The sequence below is a fragment of the Frankia sp. CeTa3Moorea genome, from assembly GCF_978021225.1.
Genome location: NZ_CDXDOR010000146.1, coordinates 1 through 12,211, shown reverse-complemented (window position 1 = coordinate 12,211; position 12,211 = coordinate 1). Strand labels below are relative to the sequence as shown.

The 12,211-nt window shown below is 73.0% G+C and carries 8 protein-coding genes; 3 read left to right on the top strand and 5 right to left on the bottom strand.

Features of this window, described 5'->3' with window-relative positions:
• Positions 1-185: 185 nt before the first annotated feature.
• From AC08OV_RS20025 to AC08OV_RS20005, 5 genes are all read right to left on the bottom strand, one after another.
• A complete protein-coding gene (locus AC08OV_RS20025) occupies positions 186-2,390 on the bottom strand; it encodes a DUF7846 domain-containing protein (RefSeq protein WP_476620099.1) in 2,205 nt (734 codons plus the stop codon).
• A 314-nt stretch (positions 2,391-2,704) separates the two neighbouring features.
• Complete coding sequence (locus AC08OV_RS20020) at positions 2,705-3,790, bottom strand: small ribosomal subunit Rsm22 family protein (RefSeq protein WP_476614678.1); 1,086 nt, start codon at positions 3,788-3,790, stop codon at positions 2,705-2,707.
• Between the two features lie 160 nt (positions 3,791-3,950).
• A complete protein-coding gene (locus AC08OV_RS20015) occupies positions 3,951-4,724 on the bottom strand; it encodes a thioesterase II family protein (RefSeq protein ID WP_476614679.1) in 774 nt (257 codons plus the stop codon).
• A 235-nt stretch (positions 4,725-4,959) separates the two neighbouring features.
• Entirely contained in the window at positions 4,960-6,168 is a 1,209-nt protein-coding gene (locus AC08OV_RS20010; protein WP_476614680.1) for an MFS transporter, read from the bottom strand.
• A 611-nt stretch (positions 6,169-6,779) separates the two neighbouring features.
• Complete coding sequence (locus AC08OV_RS20005) at positions 6,780-8,774, bottom strand: rhodanese-like domain-containing protein (protein ID WP_476614681.1); 1,995 nt, start codon at positions 8,772-8,774, stop codon at positions 6,780-6,782.
• 21 nt (positions 8,775-8,795) lie between these two features.
• On the opposite strand from AC08OV_RS20005, the gene AC08OV_RS20000 reads away from it, so the two are divergent.
• From AC08OV_RS20000 to AC08OV_RS19990, 3 genes are all read left to right on the top strand, one after another.
• Positions 8,796-9,164 carry a hypothetical protein gene (locus AC08OV_RS20000; RefSeq protein WP_476614682.1) on the top strand — a complete coding sequence of 123 codons (369 nt, stop codon included), beginning with the start codon at positions 8,796-8,798 and terminating at the stop codon, positions 9,162-9,164.
• Positions 9,165-9,301: 137 nt separating this feature from the next.
• Positions 9,302-10,612 carry a sensor domain-containing phosphodiesterase gene (locus tag AC08OV_RS19995; RefSeq protein ID WP_476614683.1) on the top strand — a complete coding sequence of 437 codons (1,311 nt, stop codon included), beginning with the start codon at positions 9,302-9,304 and terminating at the stop codon, positions 10,610-10,612.
• A 182-nt stretch (positions 10,613-10,794) separates the two neighbouring features.
• Positions 10,795-12,081: a hypothetical protein gene (locus AC08OV_RS19990; RefSeq protein WP_476614684.1), complete on the top strand. Its 1,287-nt coding sequence runs from the start codon at positions 10,795-10,797 to the stop codon at positions 12,079-12,081.
• Positions 12,082-12,211: the final 130 nt, after the last annotated feature.

Here is a 12,211-nt window from a genome sequence, read left to right as displayed (position 1 = left end):
GCCCGCCCGGAGCAACATCCGGGCCCTCGGCGTACCCGAAACCGGCCGGGAAGCCCTCCCCACCGATTTCGATCACAAAACCGACCGGCAGACAATCACCATCACGCTACTGGCGGATTTGGGTCTGACCCCGGCGCCGCACCGGTCAAATCCATCGAATTATCTGGTCACGATCCGTTCCCCGGTCAAGTCGCACCGACCGAGACGACCAGCGCCGGACGGACCGGGGCGGGCAGCCATCCCGCTCCGGGCCGGTTCGGCACCTGACGCCAGCCCAGGCCGGGCACGAGCAGGGCCAGCTCCCCGGAGGGACGCCGGGCCAGCGGGATCCGCTCCTCCCAGCGTGCCGCACCGGCTCCCGTCGGCACGGTGAACCCGACGACGAGCTCGTCGGGCAGCGTCGTACCGGCGATGCCGAGCTCGTCCGGTCCGAGCGGGGTGCCGGTCGTCACCGTGAAGGTGTGCGTGATCCCGGGAGCGTCCGCGGGCCCGGCGTCCGCGGGCCCGAACTGGACGGTTCTGGTCGTGGCACCCAACCGGATGTATAGGGTGCCGCCGGAGCCACCAGCACCACCAGCACCACCGGGATCGCGCGCCGTCACCTGGACGCGGACGCGGTCGCCGGCGACCTGGCGCAGCGCGGTGAAGGACCCGAAGTAGCTCGCGGGCGCGGCCGGGTCGACGATCTCGTCGGGACGCAGCCGGTAGACCGCCCGGCCCGGCATCCGGTCGGGCAGGGTGGCCGTGCCGGTACCGATGTCGGCGGCGTACACCACCGGCCCGGCGAGGTCCGGGGTGTTCCGCAGCATCTGGTACGGCACCTGGGTGTAACGGCTCGGGACGCCGGGCGTCACGACGACCACCGCCGGGCCCGGGTAGCGGTCCGGCAGCAGGGCGTCGAGGAACGCGTTGCGGTCGTTCACCCATCGCTGGCCGGCGACCTTGTCCGGGATCGCGTCCACGGTGAGGAGGATCAGGCCCGCGGCGGCGAGGACCACGAGGACGGGTCCGCGCAGAACGGGTCCGCGCGGGACGGGTCGCCGCGGTCCGGGTCGCCGCGGTCCGGGTCGCCGCGGTCCGGGTCGCCGCGGTCCGGGTCGCCGCGGGACGGTCCGGGCCGGCGGGGAGCCGGTGCCGGGCCACGGGGCGAACCACCGTTCGCTCATGGACCACACCCGGCGGGCGCCGTCGGCGGCGAGAATCATGATCGGGGCGAACGCGGCCAGATGGTAGTGCGGGCCGAGTCCGTTGAGCAGGCCCGGCATCGCGAACGCCGACCCCCACCAGAAGAAGTAGCCGCCACCGACGGCGGCGACGATGACGACCAGCAGGACGCGCTCGGGACGGCGGTGCGCCCGCAGCGCGCCGACGATCGCGAGCACGAGGACCGCGACGCCCCCGAATACCCAGCTCGGGGCCGCCGCGACGGTACCGTGCAGGGCCTCGAAGGCGAGCCGGCGGGTAAACAGGAACGTCGACTCCGAGGGCAGGATGCGACGCGGCCCGAAACCGAAGCGGTCCAGCGGATCGGAGGCCGACAGCGGCGCCCGGAGCGCAGAACCGGTCACCCGCCAGCAGTACGCCAGGAGCACGACAACGAACGGCGCCAGGCCGGCGAGTGCCCAGGCGGTCCGGTGCGCCACGGCACGCACGAACCGGCCACTCGCGGACCGGCCACTCGCGGACCGGCACAGCCGCGCCAGCACGAACACCACGACGGGAACGGCGACGATCACCGCGTCGAAGGGCCGCAGGAGCAGGACGAATCCCAGGCCTGCCCCGCCGCCGATGAGCGACAGCCGCGCCCCGGTCCGGCCGCCACGCAGCAGCGCCGCGCACGCCAGGGTCAGCGTCGCGGCTCCGCACGCGTAGGCGAGGGGCAGCGAGGTGTGCACCAGGGCGAGCGGGGACAGCGCGACGAACACCGCCGCCGTGACCGCGGTGACCGCGTCGTCAAAGAGCTCGCGGGCCAGCCGGTACGTCCCGGCCACCCAGCCGGCCGCCACCAGGGCCGGGGCGACGGCCATGGTGGCGAACAACGCCTGGGACGCGGCGAGCAGCGCCGGCCACCCGGGCAGATACTTGGTGAACACCCGCCCGTCGTGCTCCCCGGTCAGCCAGGGCCGGAAGAACGGCTCGACGGTGTTCGCGTCCAGGGTGAGGCGGCCATCGAGCAGCATGCGCGCCTGCAGGACGTAGGCCGCCTCGTCCGCGTCACCCGAGCCGTGCCGGTACAGCGTCGCCTGCAGGACCAGGCTGACGACAAACGAGCACCCGCAGATGGCCGCGACGGTCAGCGCCGGCGTGCGGCCCGACCGGCGGCGGGCGCGGCGGCGGGCCGGTACCGCGGGCGGTGCCGGCTCCGGTACCAACCCCGGCTCCGGTACCACCGCCAAGTCCGGTACCGTCCCCGGTTCCCGCGCCGATGCCCCCGACGACGCGGACGTCCGGATATCGGTGCTCATGCGCAGTGAATGGCCGGCAGGGACCGCCATGCCGAGCCGGTCATGTCCATCCGCCCGCCCTCCGCCCCCGCCGTCCGTCTGACGGACCGGCCTCGACGCGCACCGGCACGACATAACAGACATAAGAGTAGACAGCCGGTAACCGGCCACGACTGCCGGGTACCAGGTCAAAGGGTTCCCGTCGCCGGGTTCAGGTCACCGGATTCAGGTCACCGGCGGGTCCCGCCGGTAACGGCGGGTCAGCGCGGCCCGATGCCGGGCGGGACGGCGTCACCCCAGGAGGCCCGCCGGGCCCAGCGGTAGGCCTTCTTCTCACTGCGGGAAACGACCACGTCCCCCTGCCGCGGCACGACCACGTCCCCCTGCCGCGGCGCCTCGCAGACCGTCAGCCGGACGTGGCCCGAGCGGGCCTGTGGCACGCGCAGCACCCGGCCGGCGGCGTGCGCGGGCGGGCGGCGCGACGCGACGAGGTAGGAGTACTTCTCGTCCTCGTACCCGAGCGCACCGTCCTTCATCGCCCGGTGCAGTGCGCTGCGCTCGACCCGCCGGCCGAAGTGGCACCAGTCCCCCGCCGTCATCGGGCAGTCGTCGTCGGCGGGGCAGGGCGCGGTGATGGTCGCGCCGGTCTCGACGAGCGCCGAGCGCGCGGCGCGGATCCGCGCGAAGCCGGCCGGGGTTCCCGCGTCGATGACGACCAGCTCCGCCGCGGTGGCCCGCCACCAGGCGGCCACGGCTGCGGCCCGGTCGCCGTCGGCGAGCTCGCCCAGCACATAGGCCGCCACCGTCAGGTCGGCCCGGTCCGCGCCGTCGCCGGGCGGGGTGAGCACGGACGTGCGCTGCCAGGTCGCCGTGCCCAAGGCCGGCGCGCCACCACGGCGGGCCAGCCGGCGACCGACGTCGATCATCAGCGCGGACCGCTCGACCAGGACGGCCCGGGTCACGCCGGGGAAGACCGCCAGCGCGGCCCAGGTCGCCGTCCCGGGACCCGCGCCCAGGTCGAGGACGGACCCGGGCCGCCAGTCCGGGCGGCGCAGCGCCACCTCACCGAGAACCGCGAGGGTGACCGCCAGCGTCGCGGGCAGGCGGGCGGCGAGGTAGGCCCGGACGTGATCCGCCGTCAGCTCACCGTCGCCCGGTGTGGCGACGTTCGCGCGATACCGGTCGGACAACTCCCGGTAGGCGCGGGACATCGCCCGCGACGGCGGGGTCCCCGCGGACGCGCCGGTCCCGGCCGCGACCGCGGCGAGCAGGCCGGCCACCGCACCTTCGTGCCCCTCGTATCCCTCGTGCCCCTCGTATCCCTTGCGTCCCGACCCGTACCGCACGGTCGAAGCCTAGCCGCGGTGCCACGGCCCCGAACGAAATACGCTGACGCGGATCCCGCCCGAGGTGCCGCCGGTGCCCGTGGCGGGGGTCACGTCCAGGTCGACACGTCCAGGTCGACAACGTTGACCGACGAGCCGGCCGGCGGGGCAAGCCGACGGGTCAGAGCGAGGGACCCGCAGTGGCCGCGGGAACCAGTCCGGCCGAGACGGTGTCGATGACGGCGGCCTGCTGGTCCGACAGGTAGAAATGACCACCGGGAAAGACCTTCAGCGTGAACGCGCCGGTCGTGTGCGCCCGCCATTGTTCGGCCTCGGCCACGGTGGCCTTGGCGTCGGAATCCCCGACCAGCGCGGTAATCGCCGTGCCAATCACCGCGTCCGAGGGGGCGGAATACGTTTCGATCGCCCGGTAGTCCGCCCGGGTGGGCGGCAGGATCAGCTCCAGCATTTCGGGATCGGCGAGGATGCGCGGGTCGGTTCCACCAAGCGCGTGGATTTCCCGTAGGAAACCCTCGTCGTCCAGGAGATGCACGGATTCGGCGCGGGAGGTCGACGGGGCTCTACGGCCGGAGGCGAACAGCACGAACGGCACCGGGCCGCCCGCCGCCTCCAACCGGCGGGTCACCTCGAAGGCGACGGTCGACCCCATACTGTGCCCGAAGAACGCCAGCGGGCGGTCGGTGAGGGAACGCAGCACGTCGGCAATGCGGTCCGCGAGGGGTTCGATGGCCGTCTCGGGCGCCTCCGTCCGCCGGTCCTGGCGGCCCGGATACTGCACCGAACGCACCTCGGCGACCGGCGACAATGCCCTGGACAGCGGGACGTAGAAGCTCGCCGCGCCGCCCGCATGGGGAAAACAGACGAGCCGAGGGGCGCTCGCCGGCGCCGGATGGAAACGCCTCAGCCACAGATCGACGTCACTGGGCACGGCCACCGCCGCGGTCGGATGCTCGCATGAGGATAGTACACCGCCCTCGTGATGGAATCGAATTATCTGGGAGAATCCCTCAGCCTCCAGATTATGCGGTGCAATGGCTCCCTGGGCTCTTTTTCGCTCGACATTCGGCACATCACCTCCGGTAACGAGACCACCCGGCGGCGGGCGGCCCGGTGCGGGAAAACGGGCAAGTGTGGCGGGTCAGGGACGGTCCGGAGACTGTGGGCCGTGACTAACCCTCCACAGTTCGGGCGCCGGCCGCCGGGACGCCGGCCGCCGGGACGCCGGCCGCTGGGACGCCGGCGCCCGGGGCGGCGGCCCGCGTGCGGTCAACCACCAGCGTGGCGATCGCGGCGGCGACCGAAACGAGACCTCCGATGTAAAACCCGGCGCGGGCGCCGCGGTGCTCGGTGAGCCAGCCGACGAACAGGGCACCTAGCGGCGTCGATCCCTGCAGGATCAGGGTATAGATCGCCATCACCCGGCCTCGGTACTGCGGATCGCTGCCGAGCTGGATGCGGTGATTCGCCGCCTGAGCGAAGTAGATCGTCGCGAAGCCGGTAGGGATCAGGAGCACGACCGCCATGGCATAGCTGGGCGCCCAGCCGGTCACCGTCTCCAGCAGGCCGAACGCGAGCGCGGATCCGATCACCGTGCCGGCCGACGGGCGGGTGCGGCGAGCGGTCGTCACGAGAGCCGCGAGCAGCGATCCGGCGGCGAGCCCGGTGGTGAGCAGCCCGAAGGCCGCCGCGTCGGCGTGAAATACCGTCCTGGCGAGCAGGGGCACGGTGAGCTGGAAGTTCAGGCCGAACAGCCCGATCGTCGCGACGAGTCCCAGCACGAGCACCAGGTCCTCCCGGCCGAGCACGTACCGCAGTCCGTCGACAACCCGGGTAGAGGTCACCCGGCGCGCGTCGCGGTGCATCTCGGCCGGGCGCATCATCCGCAGACCCACCACCGTCGCGAGGTAGCTCACGGCGTTGAACATCATGACCGGGCCGACGCCGAAGCCGCCGATCAACGGGCCAGCGACGGCCGGGCCGACGACCCGGGCGACGTTGAAGTACGCCGCGCTCAGCGCCGACGCGTTGGGGAGGAGTTCGGCGCCGACCAGTTCGCTCACGAAGGCCATCCGGGTCGGCATCTCGACGGCGTTCACGAGGCCGAGGCCCAGTGCGAACAGGCAGATCTGCCACAGCCGGACCGTGCCGGCTAACACCAGCAGCGACAGCGCCAAGGCGAGCAGGCCGGAGGCCAGGTTCGCGACGGTCAGTAGCCGGCGTTTGTCGTACCGATCCGCGAGCTTTCCGCCGTAGAGGGTCAGCAACAGCATCGGGGTGAACTGCAGGGCGGTCACGAGGCCCAGGGCTGTTCCCGAGTCGCCGCTCAGCGAAAGGACGAGCCAGTCCTGGGCCACGACCATCATCCAGGTTCCCGTCACGGACAACACCTGGCCACCCGCAAAGAGTCGGAAATTGTAGACGGACAAGGAACGGAAGGTGCCCTTGATGATGGTCTTCTCCTCGGGACGACGAAGTCATGAGGCGGGCAGCGCGCCCGGCCCCACTGCCCACATCGACAATGATGGGGCGAGCGGTCGAGGCTGTCCCCGTTCTCGTGTTCTCGCCGTTGGGACTGTTCTCACCATCGGTAGCGATTCTCACCATCGGGAGCGATGGGAAGAGCGGAGCGTTAGCGGCGGCGTCCGGGTCCAGCCTCGTCCGGGTCCCGCCTCACCTGACGGCGGGATGATGTACCTGACGGCGGGATGATGTCCCCGTCCGTAGTCCGGCAGGGGCCCGGGTTCTCGGCTGCATCCGGCGCTCCACTCCCGCCAGCCGGTACACGATCATGGACGGCGAGTTCTGGGGAGCGCGGCGAGTTCTGGGGAGCGCGGCGAGTTCTGGGGAGCAGGGAACGGTCCAGGGGTTGCAAACCGTGCCCAGGTCCCCAAAATTCGCCCGGCCCCGGCCCACCGTGCGAGAAGCGGCGTTCCTGACGGCACCGATCGCGGTGACGGCGGTGACGGCGGTGACGGCGGCGGTGATGGAGTCATTGCGGACCCGTGGCGACGGGCCGGTCGGGGTCGGACGACCAGGCCGACCAGGAACCCGGGTACAGGGCGGCGTCGATGCCGGCGACGGCGAGCGCGGCGATCTCGTGGGAGGCCGTCACTCCGGACCCGCAGTACACCCCGACCGGCCGCGACTGCCCGTCGGCCCCGTTCCCGCCGGCCCCGTTCCCGCTGCCGACGCCGAGGGCCGCGAACCGGGCCCGCAGCTCGTCCCGGGGCAGGAACCGGCCACTCGCGTCGAGGTTCTCCCCCGTCGCGGCGCTCACCGCTCCCGGGATGTGGCCGGCGCGCGGGTCGATCGGTTCCACCTCGCCGCGATACCGCTCGGCCGCGCGGGCGTCGAGGAGGACACCCTCGCGGGCCACCCGGGCGGCGCCGTCCGCGTCGAGCACCGGCAGCTGACCGGCGTGCAGGACGATGTCGCCGGGCGCCGAGATGATCTCCCCGGTCTCGAGCGGGAACCCGGCGTCCCGCCAGGCCGCGAGTGCCCCGTCGAGGATGCGGACGTCGGCGACGCCCGCCCAGCGCAGCAGCCACCAGGCCCGGGCGGCGGACAGCCCGCCGACCGCGTCGTAGACCACGACCGCACGCTCGGCGGTCAGTCCCCAGCGCCGGGCGGCCTGCTGGAGGTCGGCGAGCTCGGGCAGCGGATGCCGCCCGGCGGTCCCGCCCGGTGCGGCGGCGAGCTCGGTGTCCAGGTCGACGTAGACCGCGCCCGGCAGGTGGCCCTCGCGGTAGTGGTCGTGCCCGTGCGGGTCACCCAGCGCCCAGCGGACGTCGAGCAGCAGCGGCGGGCCGGGCGAGAGCAGCTCGTCGTGCAGACGCCTCACGTCGACGAGGACCTCCCCGAGCGCCGCGCCGGCACGCGTCCCGCCGGCATCCGGGGCCACGTCGGCGTAGGGGACCACACCGGCAGGTGCCGAGGCCACGCCGGCAGGTGCCGAGGCCAGCAGGGCGGCGAGGTCGGCCTGGTCGAATCCGCCCGGCGGTATGCCGGTGCGCGCCGCGGTGGCGATCCGCCGCTGCACCCCGGCGTTGACCGGTGCCGCCAGCCCGTGCAGGCGGGCCAGCAGCACGATCTCGCCGTTGAGGAAGTCCGACTCGACCGACCCGCCCCGCGCCAGGCTCTGCCAGGTGGAGCTGCCCTCCCGGGAGAAGCCGGGGATCTCGTGCAGAACGAGGCCGGACAGGTCGAGCCCGTCGTCCGGACGGACGCCGGCGGTCTCCACGCCGGCCGCGGCGAACACCCGCCGCGCCTCCTCGACCAGCGCGGCAGCCGCCGCGTCGCGCAGCTCGCTCGGGGCATAGATCGCGTCGAGGTTGTAGGCCAGGTTGCCCAGCAGCTTGCCGGCCTTGCGCCGGTCGATGTCCGCAACAACCGCGACGGCGAACGAGGCTCGGCGCAGGTCGGCCGCGACAGCCTCGGCGGTCGGGTCGTCGACGGCGCCACGAGGGGCGCGGCCCAGATAGAAGGCCGCCGCGAGCGGGGCCGCCGGGGACACGACCTCGCCGGGTCGCACGTGCGAGGAGGGGCTGAGGACGACCGCGTCGATCACCGTGGCGAACCGGCGCAACGCCGTGCGGGCGTTCTCGATCCCGTTCTGAAGCAGCACGACGGGCAGCGCCTCCGCCGCCGTGCGCCGCGTGCCGTCGGCGTCGACGTCGACCGGCCGCCACGCCCACTGCGCGAGCAGCGCCTCGGAGTCCTGCGACTTGGTGGCGAGGACGAGCACGTCGTCACCACGCAGGTCGACCTCGTCCGGGCCGCCGACGACGTCGAGGGGGATCCGCTGCTCGTCGGGCTCACCGCCGGGCGTGGCCGGCGGTCGGATGTAGCGCAGCCCGCCCGCCCGCAGCGCCGCGAGGTTCGCGCCCCGGGCCACGACGACGACGTCGATCCCGGCGAGCCGCAGCTCCACGGCGACGGTCGCGCCGACGGCCCCGGCTCCGATGACGATGTACCTGCGACTCATCGTGCGTACCTGCGAATCATCGTGCGTCCTTATCCTTGGTGCGGCGGCGGGCGCGGCCGCGAACCGTTGCCCGGGGATCGCGCCAAGCAGCTCGCGGGTGTGGTCTTGCGTCGGCGCGGTGAGGACGTCGGCCGCCGGACCACTCTCGACGATGCGGCCGGCGCGCAGCACCGCGACCTCGTGGGCGAGCTGGTCGAGCAGCTCGCGCACCCGGGCGGCGCGGCTGGCCCGGTCGCCGACGTGGAAGGAGACCAGCGGCTCGGCGATGCTCTCCCCGACGGTGGACCGCGGGTCCAGCGAGGAGAACGGGTTCTGGTGGACGAACTGGAACCGCCGCCGCAGCCGGAGTCGTCCGCCCCCGGCGCGTGTAGGCGATGGACAGCCCGGTGAGCTCCACGATGTTCCGGCCCGCCACGGCGTCTGCCTTCGTGCTCACCGTGCTTACCGTATTCACGTGCTCACCATATTCACCGTGCTCACCGGCATGCTCGCGCTCCGGCCCGGCATGACAGCAGGTGGTTTCGGGCATGCCGAACATGGAGGTGGTCCGGATGGCGGATGCGCTGTCGACGTTGGGCCCGCCGGCAGGCGTCACGCAGCCGGACACGGTAGTGACGGATCTACTCGAGATCCTGCGCCGACAGCTGCGGATGGACGTCGCGGGGCTGGCCCGGATCGACGGGGATCTGCTTGTCCTGCAGGTTCTCAGCGGGGACGCACGGGGGTTCAGGCTGGCGCCGGGTTCGACGATCCGCCGCGAGCACGCCCTGCTCGGGCGGGTGCTGTCCGGCGAGATACCGGTGATCGTCGCGGATACGCGCACCGATCCGCGCACCGCGGGCGCGGGCCTCGTCCGCGAGCTGGGAGTCGGCGCGTACGCCGCGGCGCCGGTCGCCGACAACGACGGCGAGGTGTACGGCATAGTCGGCTGCTTCGCCCACGACGCGCTCCCTCAGCCACGCGACCGCGACGTGCACTTCCTGCACCTGTTGGCGGCCTTCCTGAGTGACGCGGTCCTCGACCTGCACCGCCTGTGGGAACAGCGACGCCGCATCTGGCAGGAGGTTAGCGACCTCATCGACGCGGGTGGCCCAAAGATGATCTTTCAGCCGATCTTCAGGCTCGCAGACGAACGGATCGTCGGGGTCGAGGCGCTGTCCCGCTTCCCCCACACGACCGGCGGTGCGCAGCAATGGTACAATGACGCCGCGACCGTCGGCCTGAGCATCGAGCTGGAACTCATGGCAATCCGCCACGCGCTGACCGTCCTGCCGACGCTCCCGTCCGACCTCACCCTCGCCGTCAACGCCTCGCCGTCCACTATCACCTCCGGCCTGATCGACATCCTTCCCGACCAGGGGGCCGATCGCCTCATCGTGGAGATCACCGAGCACGAGCACATCGGCGACGACTCGGAGCTGCTGGCCGCCGTCAGCATGCTGCGCCGCCGCGGAGTCCGCATCGCGATCGACGACGTCGGCACCGGCTACGCGGGCCTGGAACAGCTCATCCACCTGCGCCCGGAGATCATCAAACTGGATCGGGTCCTCACCCACGGGATCGACACCGATCCGGCCAGGCGCGCCATCGCGACGGGACTGGTGCAGGTCGCCGGCGAGATCGGCGGCTGCGTCATCGCCGAGGGCATCGAGACCCCGATGGAGCTCGACACGGCGATGGCGGCCGGAATCCCCTACGGCCAAGGTTACCTGCTTGGTCATCCCACCACGACCGCCGGGGCCGCCTGGGTGGAGCACTCCGCGCACCGGCCGACGGCCGCCGAACCGGAACCGGTGCCGGTGCCGGTGCCGGCCGCATCCTCCCGGCGGCTCGGCTGAGCCCGTGGCGGCTACCCGGGGCGGGGTCAGCCACGTCGAGCACCGGATCATGATCGACCCGGGCCTCTGACCCCACGGCCGGCTGGCCCACCGCCACAGCGCCAGCACGAGGTACCAGCCGGGGTGACGCCAAGGTGACAGTGGGCCACCCGGCGGTTCCGTAGGCCATACGCTCACCAGCCATGACCGCGGTGGCTACGGGGGTACGGCGCCGGGCGGCGACCCCGCCGGGCCGGCTGCGCCTGCTGTCCGTGCTCGTGGTCCTCGCGCTCGTCGCACTGTGGGCCACCGTCCTCGGCGCCACGCAGACCCGCCGGCACGCGGTCGACACCCTGGCCAAGGACAGCGGCGCGTCCTTCATCGCCGCCCAGAGCCTGCGCGCCGAGCTCTCCGCGGCGGATGCCACGGCGGCCCGTGCCTTCCTCGCCGGCGGCGTCGAACCACCGGGGCAGCGTCCCGCCTACGCGCGCAGCATCGCCGCGGCGAGCGACCGCGTCGTCGATCTCGCCCGCGCTGGCAGTCCACGCCAGCCCCTGGCCGTGCTCTCCGCGCAACTGCCCGTCTACACCGGCCTGGTCGAACGGGCCCGGGCGAACAACCGGCTCGGCCTCGCCGTCGGCGGGGCCTACCTGCGGCAGGCGTCCGCGCTGATGCGGGACACCATCCTGCCCGCCGCCGACGCGCTGGCCGCCGCCGACGCCACCGACATCGACCACGGCTACCGGCGGGCGAGCTCCTGGCACCAGGTGCTCCTGGTCGGCGCCGTCGGTGCCGCGACGCTCGCCGGGCTCGTCGCGCTGCAGGTGCGGCTGTTCCGGCGCACCCACCGGATCCTCAATCCGCCGCTGCTCGCCGCCACGGCGCTCACCGCAATCATCCTCGGGTTGACGCTGACCGCGTTCGGCGTGGAACGCGGCCGTCTCGTCGAGAGCCGGGACCACGGGTACGTCCCGATGACGCTGACCGCGCAGGCCCGGATGCTGGCATTACGGGCGTGGGGCGACGAAAGCCTGTCGCTGGTCGCCCACGGCAACAGCGTGGAACTCGGCGAGGACGCCCGCGCCGCGGCCGCCCGGCTGGGCTACGACGGCAGGGGGCGACGGACCGGGACCGGGGTTCTGCCGGCGACGGTGGCCCTGCGCGGCCCGGACGGCCCGGCCCGCGCCGCCCTGGAACCGGCCTGGCGCGGGTACCAGGCGACAAGCCTGCGGGTCGGTAACCTGGTGTCCGATGTCGGCGGGTTCCAGCAGGCGGTGGCCGTGGCGCTCGGCGAGGGCACGACCTCCTTCACCCGGTTCGACGACGCCTCGGAAGCGGTGTTCACGACCAGCCGTACCCGCTTCGAAGCGCGCCTGTCCGCCGCCGGCGAGGCGCTGAGCCGCCTGCCGCTCGGCGCCACCGTGGCGCTCGGGCTCGCCGCGGCCCTGGCCTTCGTCGGCATCCAGCTGAGAATCAACGACTACCGGTGAGCCAATGATGATCATCCGGTTCGCGGTGACGCGAGCGGTGACGGTACTGATTACCGTCGCCCTGGCGGTCGGCGTCACCGCCTGCGGCACGGTCGACAGTCCGCTGCCGGCCCAGGCCCGACCCCTGGAC